The organism is Mycobacterium sp. URHB0021, assembly GCF_054057895.1.
Map to the genome: position 1 here is coordinate 4,831,465 of NZ_JBSRZT010000002.1, position 19,659 is coordinate 4,851,123.

General features: G+C 67.2%; 22 protein-coding genes and 3 pseudogenes. 6 read left to right on the plus strand and 19 right to left on the minus strand.

The features are described from left to right. Window positions 1-76: 76 nt before the first annotated feature. The 8 genes from ACVWWN_RS26080 to ACVWWN_RS26115 all read right to left on the minus strand — a co-directional run bounded on the left by ACVWWN_RS26080 (window position 77) and on the right by ACVWWN_RS26115 (window position 6,208). Window positions 77-1,705, minus strand: coding sequence for an ABC-F family ATP-binding cassette domain-containing protein (locus ACVWWN_RS26080; protein WP_457146430.1), 1,629 nt, complete (start codon window positions 1,703-1,705; stop codon window positions 77-79). Window positions 1,706-1,727: 22 nt separating this feature from the next. Next, window positions 1,728-2,567, minus strand: a complete 840-nt coding sequence (locus tag ACVWWN_RS26085; RefSeq protein ID WP_457146431.1) for an enoyl-CoA hydratase — start codon at window positions 2,565-2,567, stop codon at window positions 1,728-1,730. Window positions 2,568-2,585: 18 nt separating this feature from the next. Beyond that, window positions 2,586-2,951, minus strand: a complete 366-nt coding sequence (gene trxA, locus ACVWWN_RS26090) for a thioredoxin (RefSeq protein ID WP_457146432.1) — start codon at window positions 2,949-2,951, stop codon at window positions 2,586-2,588. A 67-nt stretch (window positions 2,952-3,018) separates the two neighbouring features. Continuing rightward, window positions 3,019-3,672 (minus strand): hypothetical protein, encoded by a 654-nt coding sequence (locus ACVWWN_RS26095; protein WP_457146433.1) that lies wholly within the window; start codon window positions 3,670-3,672, stop codon window positions 3,019-3,021. Between the two features lie 61 nt (window positions 3,673-3,733). After that, window positions 3,734-4,612, minus strand: a complete 879-nt coding sequence (locus ACVWWN_RS26100) for a bifunctional helix-turn-helix transcriptional regulator/GNAT family N-acetyltransferase (protein WP_457146434.1) — start codon at window positions 4,610-4,612, stop codon at window positions 3,734-3,736. A 126-nt stretch (window positions 4,613-4,738) separates the two neighbouring features. Beyond that, window positions 4,739-4,909, minus strand: a complete 171-nt coding sequence (locus ACVWWN_RS26105; protein WP_457146435.1) for a hypothetical protein — start codon at window positions 4,907-4,909, stop codon at window positions 4,739-4,741. Window positions 4,910-5,319: 410 nt separating this feature from the next. Further along, window positions 5,320-5,595, minus strand: a complete 276-nt coding sequence (locus tag ACVWWN_RS26110) for a hypothetical protein (RefSeq protein ID WP_457146436.1) — start codon at window positions 5,593-5,595, stop codon at window positions 5,320-5,322. 112 nt (window positions 5,596-5,707) lie between these two features. Then, the gene (locus tag ACVWWN_RS26115; protein ID WP_457146437.1) at window positions 5,708-6,208 is read right to left on the minus strand and encodes a phosphopantetheine-binding protein; all 501 of its coding nucleotides are present in this window, start codon (window positions 6,206-6,208) and stop codon (window positions 5,708-5,710) included. A 179-nt stretch (window positions 6,209-6,387) separates the two neighbouring features. Here ACVWWN_RS26115 and ACVWWN_RS26120 point away from each other — a divergent pair, with 179 nt between their 5' ends. From ACVWWN_RS26120 to ACVWWN_RS26135, 4 genes and pseudogenes are all read left to right on the plus strand, one after another. Beyond that, entirely contained in the window at window positions 6,388-6,597 is a 210-nt protein-coding gene (locus ACVWWN_RS26120) for a hypothetical protein (RefSeq protein WP_457146438.1), read from the plus strand. Continuing rightward, on the plus strand, window positions 6,575-6,973 hold the full coding sequence (locus ACVWWN_RS26125; RefSeq protein ID WP_457146439.1) for a KR domain-containing protein: 399 nt from the start codon (window positions 6,575-6,577) through the stop codon (window positions 6,971-6,973). The genes ACVWWN_RS26120 and ACVWWN_RS26125 overlap by 23 nt, the downstream gene beginning before the upstream one ends. An 89-nt stretch (window positions 6,974-7,062) precedes the next feature. Next, window positions 7,063-7,284, plus strand: a complete 222-nt coding sequence (locus ACVWWN_RS26130; RefSeq protein WP_457146440.1) for an acyl carrier protein — start codon at window positions 7,063-7,065, stop codon at window positions 7,282-7,284. Window positions 7,285-7,315: 31 nt separating this feature from the next. Then, a pseudogene (locus ACVWWN_RS26135) lies at window positions 7,316-7,537 on the plus strand (adenylate/guanylate cyclase domain-containing protein); the annotation flags it as partial. Between the two features lie 17 nt (window positions 7,538-7,554). Here the strand turns inward: ACVWWN_RS26135 and ACVWWN_RS26140 are convergent. From ACVWWN_RS26140 to ACVWWN_RS26190, 11 genes and pseudogenes are all read right to left on the minus strand, one after another. Next, window positions 7,555-9,086, minus strand: a pseudogene (locus tag ACVWWN_RS26140) (DUF222 domain-containing protein). 90 nt (window positions 9,087-9,176) lie between these two features. Continuing rightward, the gene (locus ACVWWN_RS26145) at window positions 9,177-9,734 is read right to left on the minus strand and encodes a hypothetical protein (RefSeq protein WP_457146441.1); all 558 of its coding nucleotides are present in this window, start codon (window positions 9,732-9,734) and stop codon (window positions 9,177-9,179) included. Window positions 9,735-9,737: 3 nt separating this feature from the next. Beyond that, window positions 9,738-10,145, minus strand: coding sequence for a cytochrome P450 (locus ACVWWN_RS26150; protein WP_457146442.1), 408 nt, complete (start codon window positions 10,143-10,145; stop codon window positions 9,738-9,740). 110 nt (window positions 10,146-10,255) lie between these two features. Continuing rightward, window positions 10,256-10,549: pseudogene (locus tag ACVWWN_RS26155) on the minus strand (hypothetical protein); the annotation flags it as partial. Then, window positions 10,550-10,897: a metal-sulfur cluster assembly factor gene (locus ACVWWN_RS26160; RefSeq protein WP_457146443.1), complete on the minus strand. Its 348-nt coding sequence runs from the start codon at window positions 10,895-10,897 to the stop codon at window positions 10,550-10,552. A gap of 18 nt (window positions 10,898-10,915) precedes the next feature. Next, complete coding sequence (gene sufU, locus ACVWWN_RS26165) at window positions 10,916-11,365, minus strand: Fe-S cluster assembly sulfur transfer protein SufU (protein ID WP_457146444.1); 450 nt, start codon at window positions 11,363-11,365, stop codon at window positions 10,916-10,918. Window positions 11,366-11,380: 15 nt separating this feature from the next. Next, window positions 11,381-12,649 carry a cysteine desulfurase gene (locus ACVWWN_RS26170; protein ID WP_457146445.1) on the minus strand — a complete coding sequence of 423 codons (1,269 nt, stop codon included), beginning with the start codon at window positions 12,647-12,649 and terminating at the stop codon, window positions 11,381-11,383. Between the two features lies 1 nt (window position 12,650). Beyond that, complete coding sequence (sufC, locus tag ACVWWN_RS26175) at window positions 12,651-13,424, minus strand: Fe-S cluster assembly ATPase SufC (protein ID WP_457146446.1); 774 nt, start codon at window positions 13,422-13,424, stop codon at window positions 12,651-12,653. 3 nt (window positions 13,425-13,427) lie between these two features. Next, window positions 13,428-14,600, minus strand: coding sequence for a Fe-S cluster assembly protein SufD (sufD, locus tag ACVWWN_RS26180; RefSeq protein WP_457149287.1), 1,173 nt, complete (start codon window positions 14,598-14,600; stop codon window positions 13,428-13,430). 44 nt (window positions 14,601-14,644) lie between these two features. Next, window positions 14,645-16,072, minus strand: a complete 1,428-nt coding sequence (gene sufB, locus ACVWWN_RS26185; protein WP_457146447.1) for a Fe-S cluster assembly protein SufB — start codon at window positions 16,070-16,072, stop codon at window positions 14,645-14,647. Next, on the minus strand, window positions 16,069-16,797 hold the full coding sequence (locus ACVWWN_RS26190) for a helix-turn-helix transcriptional regulator (protein WP_457146448.1): 729 nt from the start codon (window positions 16,795-16,797) through the stop codon (window positions 16,069-16,071). The genes sufB and ACVWWN_RS26190 overlap by 4 nt, the downstream gene beginning before the upstream one ends. A 111-nt stretch (window positions 16,798-16,908) precedes the next feature. Here ACVWWN_RS26190 and ACVWWN_RS26195 point away from each other — a divergent pair, with 111 nt between their 5' ends. Both ACVWWN_RS26195 and mptB read left to right on the plus strand, forming a co-directional pair. Next, window positions 16,909-17,916, plus strand: coding sequence for an NADP-dependent oxidoreductase (locus ACVWWN_RS26195; protein ID WP_457146449.1), 1,008 nt, complete (start codon window positions 16,909-16,911; stop codon window positions 17,914-17,916). 16 nt (window positions 17,917-17,932) lie between these two features. After that, window positions 17,933-19,645 (plus strand): polyprenol phosphomannose-dependent alpha 1,6 mannosyltransferase MptB, encoded by a 1,713-nt coding sequence (mptB, locus tag ACVWWN_RS26200; RefSeq protein WP_457146450.1) that lies wholly within the window; start codon window positions 17,933-17,935, stop codon window positions 19,643-19,645. Window positions 19,646-19,659 lie beyond the last annotated feature (14 nt).

Genomic DNA, 19,659 nt, shown 5'->3' on the forward strand with positions numbered 1-19,659 from the left:
TGCCCCGACGCATACCCAGCGTAGAAAGCGTTCAATCGCGGACGGGCGGATTTGGCGAAACGGTTCGCAAATCGGCTCAGGCCAATTCGATCAGATCCCGGTAGTCGTCGGACCAGAAATCCTCGGTTCCGTCGGGCAGCAACACCACTCGCTGGGGGTCGAGCGCCTCGGCGGCACCGGGATCGTGGGTCACCAGCACGACGGCGCCGACATAACTGCGCAGCGCGTCGAGCACCTGCTGCCGCGACGCGGGATCAAGGTTGTTCGTCGGCTCGTCGAGCAGCAATACGTTGGCGGTCGACGCCACCAGGCCGGCCAGTGCCAGCCTGGTCTTCTCGCCGCCCGACAGCGTGCCGGCCGGCTGATCCAGCTGCGGACCGCTGAACATGAACGCGCCCAACAGTCCTCGCAGATCCTGTTCGCCGGTGTCGGGGGCGGCGTGGCGGATGTTCTGCCAGACCGTCGCGGTGTCGTCGAGTGTGTCGTGCTCCTGCGCGAAGTAACCGATCTTCAGCCCGTGTCCCGGCTCCATCTCACCGGCATCGGGCCTCTCCGTCCCGGCGAGCAGCCGCAGCAGCGTGGTCTTCCCCGCGCCGTTGAGGCCGAGCACCACCACGCGGGATCCGCGGTCGATGGCCAGGTCGACGCCCGTGAACACCTCGAGCGACCCGTAGTTCTTGGTCAGGCCCTTGACCACCAGCGGCGTGCGGCCGCAGGGCGCGGGAGTCGGAAACTTGATCCGCGCCACCTTGTCGGCCACCCGTTCCTCGTCCAGCGCGGCAATCATCCGGTCGGCGCGCCGGAGCATGTTCTGTGCGGCAACGGCTTTGGTCGCCTTGGCGCCCATCTTGGCCGCCTGGGTGCGCAGCGCCGTGGCCTTGCGCTCGGCATTGGCCCGCTCGCGGCGGCGGCGCTGCTCGTCGGTGGCCCGCGCATCGAGGTATTTCTGCCAGCCCATGTTGTAGACGTCGGCCTCACCGCGCACGGCATCGAGGAACCACACCCGGTTCACCACGTCGGCCAGCAGATCGACGTTGTGGCTGATCACCACGAGGCCACCGGTATGGCCACGGAGGAACTCCCGCAGCCAACCCAGCGAGTCGGCGTCGAGGTGGTTGGTCGGTTCATCGAGCAGCAGCGTGGTGGCCGAGCCCGCCCCTGTCTCGGATGCGGCGAACAGGATTCGGGCCAGCTCGATACGCCTGCGCTGGCCGCCGGACAGCGTGCGCAGCGGCTGGGTCAGAACACGTTCGGGCAGGCCAAGACTCGCGCAGATGCGGCCGGCCTCACTCTCGGCGGCGTAGCCCCCCAGGGCGGCGAACCGTTCCTCGAGCTGGCCGTAGCGGCGCACCGCCCGGTCACGGATGGCGTCGTCGGCCACTTCGGCCATCAGCGCCTGTTGCTTCTCCAGATCGGCGAGCAACGTGTCGAGGCCGCGGGCGGACAGGACGCGGTCGCGGCCCAGTACGTCAAGATCGCCCTCTCTCGGATCCTGTGGGAGATAACCGATTTCCCCGGTCCGCGTGATCGTGCCGGCATACGGCTCGCCCTCGCCGGCCAGGATGCGCATGGTGGTGGTCTTGCCCGCGCCGTTGCGCCCGACCAGCCCGATGCGATCGCCGGGCTGCACTCGCAGCGCGGCGCCGTCGGTGGACAGCAGTGTGCGCGCGCCGGCGCGGACCTCCAGGTCCGTTGCGGTGATCACGCGGCACTCCTCATTTCTGTCGTCACTTGTCGTCGGTGAAGACCGGGGCGCGCTTTTCGCCACGCGCCGCGACCGCTTCCTCGAAGTTGGCGGTGAGCAAACGGACGAAAAGTTGTCCTAGGCCTTCGGCTTGCATATGCGCCTCCAGGCTACCGGCGTCCAGTCCACTCCACAGTGTGCGCTTGGTCAACTCGATTCCGGGCCTGGAGAACGAAGCGACCCGATCGGCCATCTGATAGCAAACGGAGAGCAGGTCGTCGTCGGAGACCGCCTGCGAGACCAGCCCGATACGGGCCGCCTCGTCGGCATCGACATTGCGGCCGGTCAGCATCAGTTCGAAAGCCCGCGACGTCCCGATCGCCCGGGGCAGCAGATAGGACAGGCCCAGCTCGCTGGCGGTCAGCCCGTTGTTGATGCCGGCCGCGCGGAAATAAGCGCCGGCCGCCGCGACTCGGATATCGCATGCCAGCGCCAGGCACAGACCCCCGCCGATGGCGGCGCCGTTCACCGCCGCGATCACCGGCTGGTGCATCTTGCGCAGCGCCAGGATGACGTCATGGAGTACCTCCATCGACCGGAGGGCGAAGGTGGGCCGCGTCAACCCCTCGATGTGCGGCACCGAGCCCGCCGACTTGTGGTCGGCGCCGGAGGAGAACCCGCGGCCGGCGCCGGTCAGCACGACGACGCGCACGGAGTTGTCATGGGTCAACTCGTCCAGCACCGCCTTCAGCGGAACCATGACGTCGAACGCCATGGAATTCATCCGCTCGGGACGATTCAGTGTCACCAGCGCCACCCCCGGCCGGGGGTGGTCGATGAGGACGAAGTGGTTTCGATCGTTTTGCCAGGTCACGCACAGCACGCTAGCGCGTGCCCGGCCCTACTCGGCTTGGCCGTTGCTCTCGGCGGCGATCGCGGCGTCGATGTCGAACTCCTTGACCCGCTGCACCAGATCCTCGAGGGCCGCCGGAGGCAAGGCGCCGGCCTGGTTGAACACCAGCTTGCCCTTTTTGAACGCCATCAGCGTCGGGATGGACCGGATGTCGGCAGCGGCGGCGAGGTCCTGTTCGGCCTCGGTGTCGACCTTCGCGTACACCACATCGGGGTGTTGCTCGGATGAGGCCGCAAACGTGGGAGCAAATGCCTTACACGGGCCGCACCACGACGCCCAAAAATCCACCAGCACGATCTCGTTGTCGGTGATGGTGTCGTTGAACTGTACGGCGGTGATGTCTTTGGTAGCCACGTCTCTCCTAACGTTGCGCTCTACCAGTCTGTTCCCAGTATGTGGGTCACTGCAAACGACCGGGCGATCACGACCGCTTGGCCAGTTCCCGGCGACCACGCTCGAAGAAATCGGCGATCCGCAGGGTGAGTGCATCGGCATCGTGTGCGGGGTTCAGTGGGTACAGCGCGCCGAACGGGGCATTCCAGAACGGCCCGCTCGGCTTCTGCAGGGGCTTCCACGGCCCGACATACGCATAGGGCGTCGGATGGTAGTCATCGCCGGCCGAGACACCGTAGTTGACCTCGAGCTCGGTCGCGGCGACGTCGAAGTGCTCCGGCCAGAGCACGGGATGCGATTCGGGCAACGCGTTTTTGATCGCATGCCCGCCGGCGTGATGACTGCGGTGGACCCACTCCGCGCTGGCGGCATCGATGTCGAGCGCGGCGTCGATGGGCAACGGGTCGACGGTTCGGTACACGCCCTCGGGCGGGCCGGCGTCGACCCCGGCGATTTCCGCTATCTCGCGCACCGGACCCGCCAGCGGCACGCTGCCGTTGGGGAAGACCATGTCGGTGCCGTGCACGGCAAGCGGGATGGCCACGCCGGTGAAACCGTCGGCACGCACGGCCAACCGGACCGTGCCCGCCGCCCGGTACTGCGGACCGGCGATCAGGCTCTCCGCGACACCGCGGAGTTGCCGGCGGGCATTCACGTAGACATCGTCGTGCCCGTCACCCATTGCGGCTCCTCTCCGGCCTCCACCGATGGAGTCAATCGGCCCGACTCGAGCGTTACATAATTCACAGTGGTTTTTCGAACCAATGGTCGGCATACGGCTCGTTGCCGAACGGCGCCACTTCGCGATACCCGGATGTCCGGTACATCCGCATGGCCTCAGTGAGCACGCCCGTCGTCTCCAGACGCATCAACCGCATTCCCGTCGAGCGCGCGTGATCCTCCAGTTCGATCAGCAGGCGCCGACCCAACCCGATCCTGCGGACTTCGGGCGACACCCACATCCGCTTCACCAACGCCACATCGTCGGGCTGGAACACGAGCGCACCGCAGCCGACCGGCCTGTCCAGCAGTGTCGCGACGAGCAGCACTCCGTTGGGCCGCGTCATCTCCGCATCCCCGACCGGGCTGGTCGCGGGGTCGTAGCCCTCACGAAACCGCACAGCCAACTCGGAGTAGTAGGTGCCTAGGCAGTATCGGGCGTCGGGGTTGGTCGGGTCGCACTCGTTGACCTCGACGGTGGAGGCGATCAGGAGACGTTCCACCTCGGCCATGGCGGTGACGAGCCGGTCGCGCTGCAGTTCGTTGAGCGGCCGGAGGATCGCGGCCGCGGCCTCGTCGGAGCGCTGATCCAGCACCGCGAGTTCACGCCGCCCCGCCTCGGTGAGGCGTGCGGTACGCACCCGGCCGTCGGCGGCGATCTGCTCGACGGTGATCAGCCCGCTGGTCTCCAGAGCGCGCAGCAACCGGCTCGCGTAGCCGGAGTCCAGATCGAGGCGGGTGCGCAGTGACCGGATGTCGATCCCGTCGGTGCCGATCTCCCACAGCACGCGGTTCTGCCCCAGCGGGCGGTCGCTCGCCAGGTAGTTGTCGTTGAGGGCGCCGATCCGCGCGGTAACGGTGCGGTTGAAGCGCCGGACCTGCGCCACTCTTTCCGCGGTCATCTGCCTGACTACGGTCAGAGATCCGCCAGGCTATGGTGGCACGCGGATGGCTGCTGCGCCTTGGTAATACGTCGGTTTCGCCTAGTGCTCACACACTGACTGAACGCCGATGTGAAACGAATCCGTTCAGCGGGTGATCGCCTGTGCCAAGCCGCCTGCGAGCGCTGCGATGCTGCGCTGCCAGAGATGGGTCGAGGCGTCGATGTCGGCGGCCGCGAACAGGGCATCGCTCCATCGCACGTCGGTGATCAGCTGCGAGCCGTCGCGGGTGGCGGCGACGAGGAAGCTGATATGCATGGCAAATCGCAAGAGCAGTTCGGGTTCGGCATCGATCGGAAGAGTGTCGAGATAGCGCTCGGTGCGCAGCGACCACCGTCGATCGGCGGCGCCGCCAGGTCCAGGCGGCCCAGGTAGCTGAACTGGATCTGTGGTTCGGCGGCTAACTCCGGCACCCGACCGACATAGCGAAGGGGCCCGTAGTCCACACCATCGTTCGGGACTTCACGAAGGCCGGTGATCACCGATCGGAACGGGGCGACGGCCGCCCCCGGATCCTGCTGACGGGCGCGGCGCCAGCTCGCGACCGTCATCGCCGTTGCGGCCAGCAGAGACTCGCGCACACCTACATCTCTGGTGAGCGAGGCCAGCACCGCCCGGTGAGCTGGGCCGGTGTGACCATCCGGGTGACGCGCAGAGTGGACCAGGTGTTACGGGTGGGGTCGGGGCCCGAACGCCCAGCGCGGGGTCGGGTGCGCGGATCTGATCGAGCCAGCATTCCCACTGCGCCCGAACCTCCGGGCGAGTCCGCGCGTCGCGACATCATGTCCGACCAGCGGCGGTACGAGGTGAACTCCTGCTGCATTCTTCGGCGCGAGGCCGAAATTCATCGCGTGCCATGTCTTGGTGACGTCACCGAGCATGACGTGCCACGACACCACGTCCACCGTCAGGTGATGCGCGGCGAGCAGTAACACTCTCGGCATCCGATAATCACACCGCCCACACCATCGCGTCCGCGTGAGGGTCGATCTCTCGCGCCGATTGACCGATCGCCGAGTACAATTCGTCATTTCCGGCGCGGTTCCGGAGTGTCGGTCAGGGTCGACGGCAGAGTGTCGTGCCCATCGAGGAGTAACTGCACATCGTGGCAATGGATGCGCGGTCGACGTCGGACGGCGGCCGGAGCAGGACATTGTGGGTGAAACGACGATAGTTCCCCCGCTCACACAACCAGGACACCATCGGAAACGGCTTCACCTCACCGTAGTCGGCGCTCTCGACATCGGTGTCGGGGCCGGCCGACGCGTCGATTGCCGCCAGCGCGCGAATAGTGCTATCTGTCATCATCGTTCTTGGGCTCAACGCCAGACCGCGCCGGCGGGCCTTGCTGACCATCGAGGTGGCCGGGATGCGGTCCAGCCCGGGCGAGAAGAAGTCGTCGTCGATGTGTGGCACGACGCCGAAGTGCTCTTCGAACACCTCGTACAGCGCCCGTTCGGTTTCGGTGGACGCCGACGCCGTGCGGACTTCGGAGAGTGCGTTCTCGGCCAGCAGGTCCAAGGCGCGCCCTGGCTGGGCGCAGCTGTCGGTAGTCAACTCCGCAACATGGTCGGCATCTCGGGCCACCCTGACACGGCGACTGGACAATCCGGCGTTCCTCGACACGGAGACCCCGTCTATCGGCTTCACCCTCGGCGGCCCGATCACGAATAACCTGCCGCTCGCGGATTACTGGTTCCTCAACCTGCGCAACACCGTTCGTTTCGACAAGGGGGATGACGGCCGCGACCCGGCTCGACGTCGACGCTTTCGTCGAATTGTCAGAATATCCCACGCTTACGGTGGCGATCCAGGAGAACCTCGGCGCGGTGGCCGACGAACGCTCACGAGTGGCGGTCGCTGACGTCGACCCGGATGGCGACGGGCCTAAGCGAGTTCACCCGAAATCTCGCGCAGCTGGCCGTGAGCACCTCGATTACCGCTGAGAGATCTGATCATCACGCCGCCATCGAGTATTCGGGGGTCGAACTGGAGCACATCACCGTCGAAGGCCTGTCAGGCGCTACGGGCCAAGGTGTCGGCATTGCCCTGGTGCTCGCGATGTACCCGCGCACCGAGGAGAGCCGGATTCTGCTGCGCTCTTCCATCGCGGCGTCGGTGGGCGGGCGCGGTCTGGCGCTATACGCCGCGGGCAATCGGATGCTGGACGCGATGGCGATCCAACTCCGATCCCAGGGACTGGACTGCATTGTCGGGCAGTGGGTTACTGGGACGTTCACCTCGACGGCTCGGGGTCGGCGATGCTGCCCGATATCGGCGTCGCGCCGATGGCTCCCGCCGATGCGTTCGCCTCGGGAATGACACCGCTTCGCGCAACGCGATCGTCGCGGCCTTGACTTGGCCAAGGCGCCATCGGTGCTGGAGACGCGAGAACCGTCGGTATCGACGGCGTGGATTCGATCGATACCACGGTCACGATGGTCGCGATCGGCCTTGATTCGTTGCAGGCACTCGAGTTCCGCCGCCGCGTCAAGGTCGAGTTCGACCACGACCTCGAGGTCGCGGATCTCCTCGGCGGGGCATCCATCGGCGACGTGCTGGCACAGCTCGGCGCGCAGTCCTCTGACAGCAGCCCCATAGAAGGGTGTGGCTTGTTGCGTTCGGCGACGTGACCATTGTTCGGTTGGCGATCGGCTTGGAGGCGGTTGGCACGGCGAGTGCGAGGTTCGCGGTGATGACATCGGCGCGATCGCGGTGCACATCGGCGCGCGGGTGAGCGCGTTGGCAGGGCCGAACGACGTGCTCGTGTCGAGTACCTTGGGCGATCTCGTGATCGGATCCGGAGGCGATTTCGACGACCGCGGCGCACACCAACTCAAGGGCGTGCCCGGCGAGTGGCAGCTCTTCGCCGTCGCCTCCGCGTAGCTGTCCGATCCCTGCGGTCAGAAGGGTGGGGGCTTGTTGTGTTCGGCGGCGTGCTCGTTGTTGAGTCGGCGTTGGGCTTGGATGCGGTGGGCGCGGTTCTGTGCACGGGTGCGGGTGCGTCGGGGCATGGCCAGTCCGCGGCGGGCATATCGACCCGCGCGGCCGGCGCATTGATGGGTGTGGTGGGTGTGCACAGGGTGGGGAACAGTAGCCGGCTGCCGGGGTGGGTGGTGTAGGTCTGGCCGCTGGGGGCTGTCCATTGCACGGTGCCGTCGGGTAGCTGGCGGTCTGACCAGTCCCAGAACGTTTTGAGCAGGTGGTGTTTTCGGCATAAACATTTCAGGTTCGAGGCGCAGGTCGGGCCGGCCGGGTAGGCGATGGTGTGGTCGAGGTCGCAGATGTAGGCGGGTTCCTCACAGCCCGGGAACCGGCACGTCAGATCCCGGCAGCGCACGAAATCGGCCAACGCCCGCGACGGGGTGTAGCGCGGTTCGGGCCCCGCGGCGCCGGGATGGACCAGCCGCCGGAGGGTGGCCGCGCCGGCCACCTTGGCCGCCAGCAGCGGCGCGGGCAGCAGCCCACCGCCCACGATCACCGCCGGGCTGGTATGCGCGGTTGCGCTCGGGGCCGGCGGGGTCGGTTCGGTCAGCGCCTCGGCCGGGGTCTGCTCCCGCAGCGGTGGGGCGGCTCGGTCCGGCGCCGGCGGGGCCCCGTCGAGTAGGGCCGGGGTGTCGTCGGTCAGGCTGTCGGCCTCGGCGATCACATGCACCACCACCGCCGCCGCCGATGGGCCGCCCCCGCCGCCGGCCGGGCACGCCGTCGCCCCGCACAGGCAGGCGAGGTGGTCCTGGCCGCGGCCCAACGCGCCCAGCGCGTCGGCGCGGCGCTGCTGGCCGGTGCGCGGATCCGCGGCGCACACCGCGGCGGCCATCACCGCCAGACGCTGATCCAGCACCGCGGCGTCCGGGGCGAACAACACCCCCTCCACCCCGGCCGTGCCGGCACCCCCCGCACCGTCGAGCACGTCGAAGTGGCGGCCCCGGGCCCGGCGTTCCCACCGCCGCAGCGCCTGCCGGTCGTGACGGTCCACCAGTTCATCGAGGGCCCGTTCGGTCCTGGCCACCGACCACGGCCCCCACCCCACGGCCTGGGCGGCGATCTCGATGTCGACCTTGGGGCGGGCATCCGGGTCGGTGATCAGGGCGGTGCGGTAGACGATGGTGTGGACCAGCCGAGCAGAAATCAGTCCGGCGGTGAACACCTCACCCACCCGCGGCAACCGCTCCCGCAGCGCCCAGGCCAGCGTCAGCTGATGCGAGGCCACCCCCAACGACACATTGAACGCCGCGCCGATCTCGGCGCACACCGCATCCCAGTTGTCCAGACACCACTGCTCGCGCTCGGCGCTGCCCTCGGCGCCCCACCGCCGCGCGAGCCCATCGGCCATCGCCGCCAGCTTGCGGGCGCACGCCGCGTTCTCCACCCGCGCCCACGCCCCCACCACACCGCCACCCGGCACGCTGGCCGCCGCCACCAACTCATCGAACACACGATCGAATCTAGGCGCACACCACAACGAAAATACCCCACCAACCACCAGCCTGTGCACAAAAACACCACTGTGGACAACCCGCCCGACTCAGTCGCCGGCCATCTGCTTCCGGGTGGCGGTGTCCGCCGCGCGGTCGGCGTTGGCCAGCAGCTGAGCCTGCCTTTTAGGCCACCAGAACAGCTCGACCATGAGCAGCACCAGATAGATGCCCGACGCCACCGCATTGCCCCACGAGCCGAACACGCTGTCCCACACGGCGGTCGCCGCGGCCACCACGAGGACGACCGCCAGCAGCCAGCGCAGCGGTCGCGCCTGCTCAGCCGCGGCGCGCAGCCCGCGGCTGTAGTCGACGACCGGCTGCGCCAGCCGGGTATCGGCGATGGTTTGACCGTTTCGAGCCGCCCGAACCACCGTCACACGATCGACGCCGTTCAGTTCCTTCGAGCCGGGCCAGTACCGGGCCATCCGCCGAGAAATCCAGACTCCGGCGAAGCTACCGACGATGACCAGGACCATCAGGCCGGCTAGGACGAACCCCGAATCCAGCCACGCCAGAATGCCAAGAAATGCGCCCGCGGGGGCGCCTACCGTCAGCGCCCGACGAAGGGAACCACCCGCCCATACAAAGGCCGGCACCGTGACCATTCGTCAATTGTGGTGTCTAGTGTCGCCGGGAGCCCGGCGAAACGCCGTTGTTGGGGCCAATACCCGCGCTGCGGCAACAGTCGTGACAGGCATGGTTCGGATTGCACAAGTTACAGAATCGATCTCGGCGCTCTCGACTATCGTGGCGAGCGCGAGAGCCGCCTCCAGCATGGCGAAGTGGTCGCCGATACAGGACCGTGTACCAGCGCCGAAAGGCAGATACTGCCACCGATCCCGACCATTCGAGTTCTCCGCGTCGAAGCGGTCGAGGTCGAACTCCAGCGCACGCTCCCACAGCGTCGGGTCGCGCTGAATGGCGTCCACCCGGTGGCCCTCGACCTCGATGTCGTCGACGGCCACCCTCGCCAGCGCGGCGCCCGGCGGACACAGCCGTAACGCCTCGTGCAGCACCTGGTGGTGTAGCGCAGGCCGGACGTCAATTCGCGATCACCGAGGTCAATGACTTCGCTGCGGGCCCTTTCCTGCATGTCGACGTGGTGGCCGAGAACCCACAAGGCATAGGTCAGCAGTCTCGCCGTGGTGTCGTGGCCCGCCAGCAGGAACACGATGAGCTCGTCGCAGATGTCCTGGTCGGGCGCCGCGATCAGTGCCTGGACCAGCGGTGCATCCCGAGTCCGATCCGCCCCACGTACCTGCAGGATCTCGGTGGTGAAGCGGTGCAGTGTGTCGCTGGCTACCTTGGCACGGCGGCGCGACGCGGTGGGCGGCGGGATGCGCGAACGGGCTGCAGTGCTCGATCGGTCACATATTGGACAGCGACCTGTAGCGGCACCGCGACGGCCCGGTCGCGACAACTAGACCGTGAAGCCTAGTGCGCGCAGTTGTTCGCGGCCGTCTTCGGTGATCTTGTCCGGGCCCCACGGCGGGTTCCACACCCAATTGATCTTGATCTCGTTGACCAGCCCGGCACCCACCAGGGCGGTGCGCGACTGGTCCTCGATGACGTCGGTCAGCGGACAGGCCGCCGATGTCAGCGTCATGTCGATGAGCGCAACCTTGCCGGCCTCGCCCTCTTCGACGTTCAGGCCGTACACCAGCCCGAGGTCGACGACGTTGATCCCGAGCTCAGGGTCGACGACATCGCGCATCGCCTCCTCGACGTCATCGAGAAACTCTTCGTTGGGCACTACGGTGTCGCTCATCTCGCGTCTCCTTCAGATCTATCTCAGGTCTAGCTCAGGACTGGCCTGCACCACGGCGTCTTTGAAGGCCATCCAGCCCAGCAGGGCGCACTTCACGCGCGCCGGATACTTGGCCACCCCGGCGAACGCGATGCCGTCGCCGATCACATCCTCGTCGCCCTCGACATTGCCGCGGGAGGCGATCATCTCGTTGAAGGCCGCAACGGTCTTCAACGCGTCCCCGACGGGCCTGCCGATCACCAGATCGGTGAGTACGGATGTCGCGGCCTGGCTGATCGAACAGCCCTGACCGTCGTAGGAGACGTCTACCACCTGCTCGCCGTCATCCGATAGCGCCACCCGCAGCGTCACCTCGTCGCCGCAGGTGGGGTTGACGTGGCGCACCTCCGCGCCGAACGGTTCACGCAGACCGCGATGATGCGGATGCTTGTAGTGGTCCAGGATGACCTCCTGGTACATCTGCTCCATTCGCACCGTGAAACCTCAGGCCCTGCCGAAGAACGCGATGGCGCGCCTCACGCCGGCCACCAATCGGTCGACCTCTTCGATGGTGTTGTACAGGGCGAACGATGCCCGCGCCGTCGCGGCGATGCCGAACCGGCGATGCAGCGGCCATGCGCAGTGGTGGCCGACCCGCACCGCGACCCCGTCGTCGTCGAGGATCTGCCCGACGTCGTGCGCGTGGACACCGTCGAGCACGAATGACACCGGCGAGCCCCGGTCCTCCATCGATCGGGGCCCGATGATCCGCACACCCTCGATGACCGACAAACCGTCGAGCGCCGCGGCGACCAACTGCGCCTCATGGGCCTCGACGGCGGCCATCCCCACGTTCTGCAGATACCGGGCGGCCGCCGCCAGGCCTACGACCTGTGACGTCATCGGGGTGCCCGCCTCGAACCGCTGGGGCGCGGGCGCGTAGGTGGTCTGCTCCATGGTCACGGTCTCGATCATGGAGCCGCCAGTGATGAACGGGGGCATGGCGTTGAGCAGCTCACGGCGCCCGTACAATACGCCGATCCCGTTGGGGCCCAGCATCTTATGTCCGGAGAAGGTCGCGTAGTCTACGTCCAGCCGGTGGAAGTCGACCGGCTGGTGCGGCACCGACTGGCAGGCATCCAACATCGTGAGCGCGCCGACGGCCCTGGCGCGGGCCACCAGCTCAGAAACCGGCGCAACCGCACCGGTGACGTTCGAATGATGGCTGAAGGCAACCACTTTCACCCGCTCGTCGAGCTGCAGCGAATCCAGGTCGATTCGGCCGTCGTCCGTGACGCCGTACCAGCGCAGGGTGGCCCCCGTCCGACGGGCCAGCTCCTGCCACGGGATCAGGTTGGCGTGGTGTTCCAACTCGGTGGTGACGATGACATCGCCGGGACCGACCGCACACTCGAAGCGGTTGTCCCCCAGCGCGTATGACACCAGGTTGATCGCCTCGGTGGCATTCTTGGTGAACACCAGTTCGTCGGCATCGGCGCCGACGAAGGCCGCAGTGTCCGCACGGCCCTGTTCGTAGGCGTCGGTCGACTCCTCCATCAGCTGATGCGCACCGCGGTGCACCGCACCGTTGGAGGTCACCAGGAAGTCGCGCTCGGCGTCGAGCACCTGCACCGGTCGCTGCGATGTCGCCCCGGAATCCAGATACGCCAGTTGATTTCCGCCGCGCATCACCCGCGCGAGGATCGGAAAGTCGGCGCGGATGCCGGCCATCTCACCGGCATCCAGCCCCGAACGCTGCGCAGAAACCGTCATCTCAGGACCCTGGGGTTGCCGCGTGGGTGAAGCGCTCGTACCCGTTCTCCTCGAGTTCGTCGGCCAGCTCGGCGCCACCGGAAGCGATGATCCGGCCGCCGACGAAAACGTGCACGAACTGAGGCTGGATGTAGCGCAGGATGCGGGTGTAGTGCGTGATCAGCAACACCCCGCCGTGCTCGGTCTCGGCATAGCGGTTGACGCCCTCGCTGACGACCCGCAGCGCGTCGACGTCCAGGCCGGAATCGGTCTCGTCGAGGATCGCGATCTTGGGCTTGAGGAGCCCCAGCTGGAGTATTTCGTGGCGCTTCTTCTCGCCGCCGGAGAATCCCTCGTTCACACTGCGCTCGGCGAACGCCGGGTCGATGTCCAGGTCGGACATCGCGGTCTTGACCTCTTTGACCCAGTGCCGCAGCTTGGGCGCCTCACCCCGCACGGCGGTGGCGGCGGTGCGCAGGAAGTTCGACATGGACACGCCGGGCACCTCGATGGGGTACTGCATGGCCAGGAAGAGGCCGGCGCGGGCACGCTCATCGATGCTCATGTCCAGCACGTTCTCGCCGTCGAGCGTGATCGACCCCGACGTCACGTGATACTTGGGATGGCCCGCGATGGCATAGGACAGCGTGGACTTTCCGGAGCCGTTGGGCCCCATCACGGCGTGGGTCTCCCCCGACTTCACGGTCAGGTCGACTCCCTTGAGGATCGGGATGTCGGTCTCGCCGTCGGGATCCTTGACGCTGACGTGCAGATCTTTGATTTCCAGAGTGGTCATGGCTTAGGTAGCTCTCGATTCAGTGATGGCCAGTTCGTGTTCGATGGCGTCGGTCAGGCGTTCGCGGACGCCGGGGACGGCGATCTTGGCGATCAGTTCGCCGAAGAAACCGCGCACCACCAACCGCCTCGCCTGGTCTTCGGGAATGCCGCGGGCCTGTAGATAGAACAGCTGCTCGTCGTCGAACCGCCCGGTGGCACTGGCATGTCCGGCTCCGAGGATCTCCCCGGTCTCGATCTCCAGGTTGGGCACCGAGTCGGCGCGGGCGCCGTCGGTGAGCACCAGGTTGCGGTTCACCTCGAACGTATCGGTGCCCGTCGCCTCGGCGCGGATCAACACGTCGCCGATCCACACCGTGTGCGCATCGGGCCTCGACGAATCCGGATCGCCCTGCAGCGCACCCTTGTACGTCACGTGCGAACGGCAGTTCGGCTGCGCGTGGTCGACCAGCAGCCGCGATTCAAAGTGCTGGCCGTCGTCGGCGAAGTACAACCCGAGCAGTTCGGCGTCTCCACCCGGGGCGTCGAACCGCACGGTCGCGGTCGTGCGCACGACGTCGCCGCCGAGGGTGACCGCGACGTGCCGCAGCACGGCGTCCTTGCCCAGCCGCGCGTGGTGCGCGCTGACGTGCACGGTGTCGTCGGCCCAGTCGGCGATCCACACCACGGTCAGCCGGGCCGCGTCGCCCACCACGAATTCCACGTTGTCCGCGTAGGTGCCGCTGCCGTGAAGGTCGACAACGACGACCGTCTCGGCCAGTTCGTCGACCCGGATCTGCAGATGGCCGTAAGCAACCGCGCCCTCGCCGGGACCCGTGATCGCGATCTCGATCGGGCTCTCGGTCTGGATGTCACGGCCAACGGTCACCACCGTTGCCGCGTTGAACGATGAAAACGCCTGCGCGGCAACACGGTCCGCGGGCACACCGCCCTGACCGAGGCGCTCGTCGCCGCGCCGGGCCGTCTCGACCGTCACGCCGGGTTGTTCGGCAACGGTGATGGACGCAACGCCGGTGGCGACCGCGGATCCGTCGTGCAGACCATGCAGCCGCTTCAGCGGCGTGAACCGCCAGATCTCGTCCCGGCCGCCGGGCACCTCGAAGGCATCGACGTCAAAGGAACTGAACTGCTCTCCCTTGTTGGCGGTAGCCAACGATGAGCCTCGCGCCTTGATGATCCCCTCTGTGCCCTCAACAGCCTCGGTCAGTTTGCTTTTGCCCACTAGCCGACCGCGCCTTCCATCTGCAGCTCGATCAGCCGGTTGAGCTCCAGTGCGTATTCCATCGGGAGCTCCTTGGCGATCGGCTCGACGAAGCCGCGCACCACCATGGCCATCGCCTCGTCCTCGGTCAGGCCGCGGCTCATCAGGTAGAACAGCTGATCCTCGCTGACCTTCGAGACGGTCGCCTCGTGCCCCATCGTGACGTCGTCCTCGCGGATGTCGACGTAAGGATAGGTGTCGCTGCGGCTGATCGTATCAACAAGCAGCGCATCACATTTCACGCTGGAGCGCGATCCGTGGGCACCCTTGTTGACCTGAACCAGGCCACGGTAGGACGCGCGGCCGCCGCCGCGGGCCACCGACTTGGACACGATGTTGCTCGACGTGTTCGGCGCCAGGTGCAGCATCTTCGCGCCGGTGTCCTGATGCTGGCCCTCGCCGGCGAAGGCCACCGAGAGCACCTCACCCTTGGCGTACTCGCCGGTCATCCAGACCGCGGGGTACTTCATGGTGACCTTGGAACCGATGTTGCCGTCGACCCACTCCATGGTGGCGCCCGCTTCGGCCCTGGCCCGCTTGGTGACCAGGTTGTAGACGTTGTTCGACCAGTTCTGGATCGTGGTGTAGCGGCACCGGCCGCCGGGCTTCACGATGATCTCGACGACCGCGGAGTGCAGCGAGTCGCTCTTGTAGATCGGCGCGGTGCAACCCTCGACGTAGTGCACGTAGGCGTCTTCGTCCACGATGATCAGCGTCCGCTCGAACTGGCCCATGTTCTCGGTGTTGATCCGGAAGTAGGCCTGCAGCGGGATGTCGACGTGCACGCCCTTCGGCACGTAGATGAACGATCCGCCCGACCACACCGCGGTGTTCAGCGCGGAGAACTTGTTGTCGCCGGCCGGGATGACGGTGCCGAAATACTGCCTGAACAGTTCCGGATGCTCGCGCAGACCCGAGTCCGTGTCCAGGAAGATGACGCCCTGGGCCTCGAGGTCCTCGCGGATCGAGTGGTAGACCACCTCGGACTCGTACTGCGCGGCGACGCCGGACACCAGGCGCTGCTTCTCCGCCTCGGGGATGCCGAGCTTGTCGTAGGTGTTCTTGATGTCCGCCGGCAGGTCGTCCCACGTGGCCGCCTGCTTCTCGCTGGAGCGCACGAAGTACTTGATGTTGTCGAAGTGGATGCCCTCGAGGTTGGAACCCCAGTTCGGCATCGGCTTCTTGTCGAACGTGCGCAGCGCCTTGAGCCGGTTCTCCAACATCCACTCCGGCTCGTTCTTCTTGGCCGAGATGTCGCGTACCACCGCCTCGGATAGGCCGCGCTGGGCGCTGGCGCCCGCGACGTCCGAATCTGCCCAGCCATAGCCGTAGCGACCCAGCGACTCGATGGTCTGCTCCTGGGTCAAGGCCTCGGGCGTGGTCGTCATGTCGACGCTCCTTGCTTGCTTGTTGCGGCTTCGGCGCGGGCTGTGCGCCGAAGGGATGCTGGCTCGTGCGTGTTCTTCTCGTTGAGCGGGACGTGCGTCGTACACGCGCAGTCGCCGTTGACGATCGTCGCCAGCCGTTGCACGTGGGTGCCCAGGATCTGGGCGAACGCCTCCCGCTCGGTCTCGCACAGCTCCGGGAATTCCTCGGCGACGTGCGACACCGGACAGTGGTGCTGACAGAGCTGAATTCCGTGGATCGGTCCGGTCACCGGCGTCGTGGACGTGGCGTAACCGGCTTTCGTCAGCGCCGCGGCCACTCGGTCGGCTTTGGCTTCAACGTCGGCCGGCCCGTCGGTTACTCCCGACAGGATCGCGTCGATCCGGCGCCGCGCAAAGGTGCGAATGGCGTCGTCCCCGCCGATCTCTCGCAGCTGCCGCATCGCGGCCACCGCCAGGTCGTCGTAGGTGTGGTCCAGCTTGGCCCGGCCCTCGGCCGTCAGCCGGTACCGTTTGGCCGGCCGGCCCCGTCCGTGGTGCTGCCAGGCGGCCGCTGCGCTGGACTGTGCGTCGCCGGCGTCCAGCAGTGCATCGAGGTGCCGTCGTACACCGGCGGCCGAGATCCCCAGCTCGTCGCCGATCTCACCTGCGGTGATCGGTCCGGACTCCAGCAACAGCTGGACGATCGCGCCACGCGTGTGGCGGTCGGTGTCCGGACGGAATTTCACAACACTATTGTGACGGAATTCCGAAAGCCGGTCTAGCAAGGGTGCCCTTAGCGTGACGAGTTCCACAGCAAGGCGGGCATGCCACCGCGGACGTCGGCTTAGGATCGGCCGATGACCGAGGAGAACCGGCGTCTCGTCCTGGCCCAGCGACCCTCCGGCCTGGTGGACGACAGCACGATCCGCCTCGAGACCGGGCGACTCCCCGAGATCGGCGACGGTGAGGCGCTGGTCAAGGTGCGTTACCTCTCGATCGACCCCACGATCCGCACGTGGATGGACGACATCCCCAGCTATCTGCCTCCGATCCAGATCGATGAAGTCATCCGCAGCGGCGGCGTCGGTGAGGTCGTCGACAGCCGCTCCGAGGCCTACTCACCTGGTCAGCTGCTGTTCGGGATGACCGGCTGGCAGGAATACGTGGTCGCCGACGCCGGCGAGCGGGCGATGCAGGTATTGCCCGACGGCGTGCCGCCGCCCGTCGCCATCGGAATTTTGGGCGTCACCGGGATGACGGCCTACTTCGGCGTGATCGACGTCGGTCGGGTCACCGAGGGCGATGTCGTGGTGGTCTCCGGCGCCGCGGGCGCGACCGGCTCCGCCGCGGGCCAGATCGCGAAGGTCAAGGGGGCGAAGAAGGTGGTCGGCATCGCGGGCGGACCCGAGAAGTGCGCCTACATCGTCGACGAGCTGGGCTTCGACGACGCGATCGACTACAAGAACGACGAGGTGGCCGCGCGACTCCGCCAGACCTGCCCGGACGGCGTCGACCTGTACTTCGACAACGTCGGCGGATCGATCCTCAACGACTGCCTCGCCAATCTGGCGCAGCGCGGCCGCGTCGTGCTGTGTGGGGCGATCTCGACCTATACCAGCGATGGGCCACCACCGGGGCCCAGCAATTACCTCAATCTGCTGGTGCGCCGCGGACGCATGGAGGGGTTCATCATCCTGGACTACCTCGACCGCTTCCCCGCCGCCCAGATGGAGGTCGCGCGATGGATCGCCGAGGGCAAGATCAAATCCTCCGAGCACATCGTTCACGGGCTGGAGCAGGCGCCCGACGCGCTCAATCTGTTGTTCAGTGGGGGCAACACCGGCAAGGTGATCGTCGAGCTCTGACGGCTACGCTGCTGTGGTGGCAGCCCGCCTACGGTCCCTCAGCACGTCGATTGCCGGATGGCACGGCGACGAGCGGCCCGTCGGCTCGCCGCTCAACGACGCCGGGCTCATCGCGCTTCGACGGATACGCCTGTTCGGAGCCTCAGGCACGGTGTTGATGGCCATCGGCGCCCTGGGCGTGGGTGCCCGCCCGGTGGTGCAGGACCCGACGTTCGGGGTGCGCCTGCTGAACCTGCCGTCGCGAATCCAGACGGTGTCGCTGACCATGACGACCACCGGTGCGGTGATGATGGCGCTGGCGTGGCTGATGCTCGGCCGGTTCGCACTCGGGGACCGGCGGATGACGCGCAGCCAGCTGGACCGCACGCTGTGGCTGTGGGTGCTTCCGTTGTTGATCGCACCGCCGATGTACAGCAGGGACGTCTACTCCTATCTGGCGCAGAGTGAAATCTCCATCAACGGCCTCGACCCCTACAAGGTCGGGCCCGCAACGGGTCTGGGTCTCGACCACGTCTTCACGCTGTCAGTGCCGACCATGTGGCGCGAGACGCCCGCACCGTACGGACCGCTGTTCCTGTGGATCGGTCAGGGCATCTCGGCGGTGACGGGCGACAACATCGTCGCCGCGGTGCTGTGTCACCGGATCGTGGTGCTGCTCGGCGTCGGCCTGATCGTCTGGGCAACCCCCCGGCTGGCCCGGCGCTGCGGCGTCGCGGAGGTCAGTGCGTTGTGGCTGGGCGCGGCCAACCCGCTGCTGATCATGCATCTGGTCGGGGGCATCCACAACGAGGCGCTGATGCTGGGCCTGATGCTCGCAGGTACCGAGTTCGCCTTGCGGGCCGTCGAAGCCGTGGGGCCGCTGCTGCCGAAGCCGGTGGCGTGGCCGCACACCCGCGACGAGCGGGCGCACTGGCTTCCGTTGGCCAACCTGCTCATCGGCGTGGTGCTGATCACCCTGTCGTCTCAGGTCAAGCTGCCGGGGCTGCTCGCGCTGGGGTTCGTGGCGATGGCGCTGGCCTGCCGTTGGGGCGGCACGTTCAAGGCCTTCCTGGTAGCGGGCGGGTCGTTGAGCGCGGTGTCGGTCGCGGTGATGGCCGTGATCGGCTGGGCCAGCGGTCTGGGATTCGGCTGGCTCTTCACCCTGGGGACCGCCAACGTGGTGCGCAGCTGGATGTCGCTGCCCACGCTGCTCGCGCTGGGTACCGGACAGGTGGGCATCCTGCTGGGCCTGGGCGATCACACCACCGCGGTCCTCGGCCTCACCCGCGCCATCGGTGTGGTGGTCATCGCGATCATCGTGACCTGGCTGCTGGTTGCGGTGCTGCGTGGTCGGCTGCACCCGGTCGGCGGACTCGGCGTCGCGCTCGGGATGACCGTGTTGCTTTTCCCGGTGGTCCAGCCGTGGTACGTGCTGTGGGCGGTCATTCCGCTGGCGGCGTGGGCCACCCGATCGGCGTTCCGCAGCACGACCATCGTGGTCACCCTCGTCGTCGGCATATTCGGCCCGACGGCCAACGGCGACCGGTTCACGCTCTTCCAGATCCTGCTCGCGGTCGTGGCGAGCTTCGTGATCGTGGTGCTGCTCATCGGCCTCACCTACCACCGGCTGCCGTGGCGCAAACCGGCCGAGGACGGCCCGTCCGAGCAGGACGCGCCGCCCCCCGCGCTCGAAGCGTCAATACCGCCACCGCCGCCTGCGAAGCGCGACGCCTACGCTGAATCCCCGTGACCCAACGCTCGAGT

What these genes read in the sequence shown, in the direction of transcription:
- sufU (WP_457146444.1), bottom strand. Translation starts at nt 11,365, where the DNA reads ATGGAGCAGATGTACCAGGAGGTCATCCTGGACCACTACAAGCATCCG.
- ACVWWN_RS26100 (WP_457146434.1), bottom strand. Translation starts at nt 4,612, where the DNA reads ATGACCGCGGAAAGAGTGGCGCAGGTCCGGCGCTTCAACCGCACCGTT.
- ACVWWN_RS26120 (WP_457146438.1), top strand. Translation starts at nt 6,388, where the DNA reads ATGACGGCCGCGACCCGGCTCGACGTCGACGCTTTCGTCGAATTGTCA.
- ACVWWN_RS26170 (WP_457146445.1), bottom strand. Translation starts at nt 12,649, where the DNA reads ATGACGGTTTCTGCGCAGCGTTCGGGGCTGGATGCCGGTGAGATGGCC.
- ACVWWN_RS26105 (WP_457146435.1), bottom strand. Translation starts at nt 4,909, where the DNA reads ATGCATATCAGCTTCCTCGTCGCCGCCACCCGCGACGGCTCGCAGCTG.
- sufC (WP_457146446.1), bottom strand. Translation starts at nt 13,424, where the DNA reads ATGACCACTCTGGAAATCAAAGATCTGCACGTCAGCGTCAAGGATCCC.
- ACVWWN_RS26160 (WP_457146443.1), bottom strand. Translation starts at nt 10,897, where the DNA reads ATGAGCGACACCGTAGTGCCCAACGAAGAGTTTCTCGATGACGTCGAG.
- ACVWWN_RS26195 (WP_457146449.1), top strand. Translation starts at nt 16,909, where the DNA reads ATGACCGAGGAGAACCGGCGTCTCGTCCTGGCCCAGCGACCCTCCGGC.
- ACVWWN_RS26095 (WP_457146433.1), bottom strand. Translation starts at nt 3,672, where the DNA reads ATGGGTGACGGGCACGACGATGTCTACGTGAATGCCCGCCGGCAACTC.
- ACVWWN_RS26110 (WP_457146436.1), bottom strand. Translation starts at nt 5,595, where the DNA reads ATGCCGAGAGTGTTACTGCTCGCCGCGCATCACCTGACGGTGGACGTG.
- sufB (WP_457146447.1), bottom strand. Translation starts at nt 16,072, where the DNA reads ATGACGACCACGCCCGAGGCCTTGACCCAGGAGCAGACCATCGAGTCG.
- ACVWWN_RS26145 (WP_457146441.1), bottom strand. Translation starts at nt 9,734, where the DNA reads ATGGTCACGGTGCCGGCCTTTGTATGGGCGGGTGGTTCCCTTCGTCGG.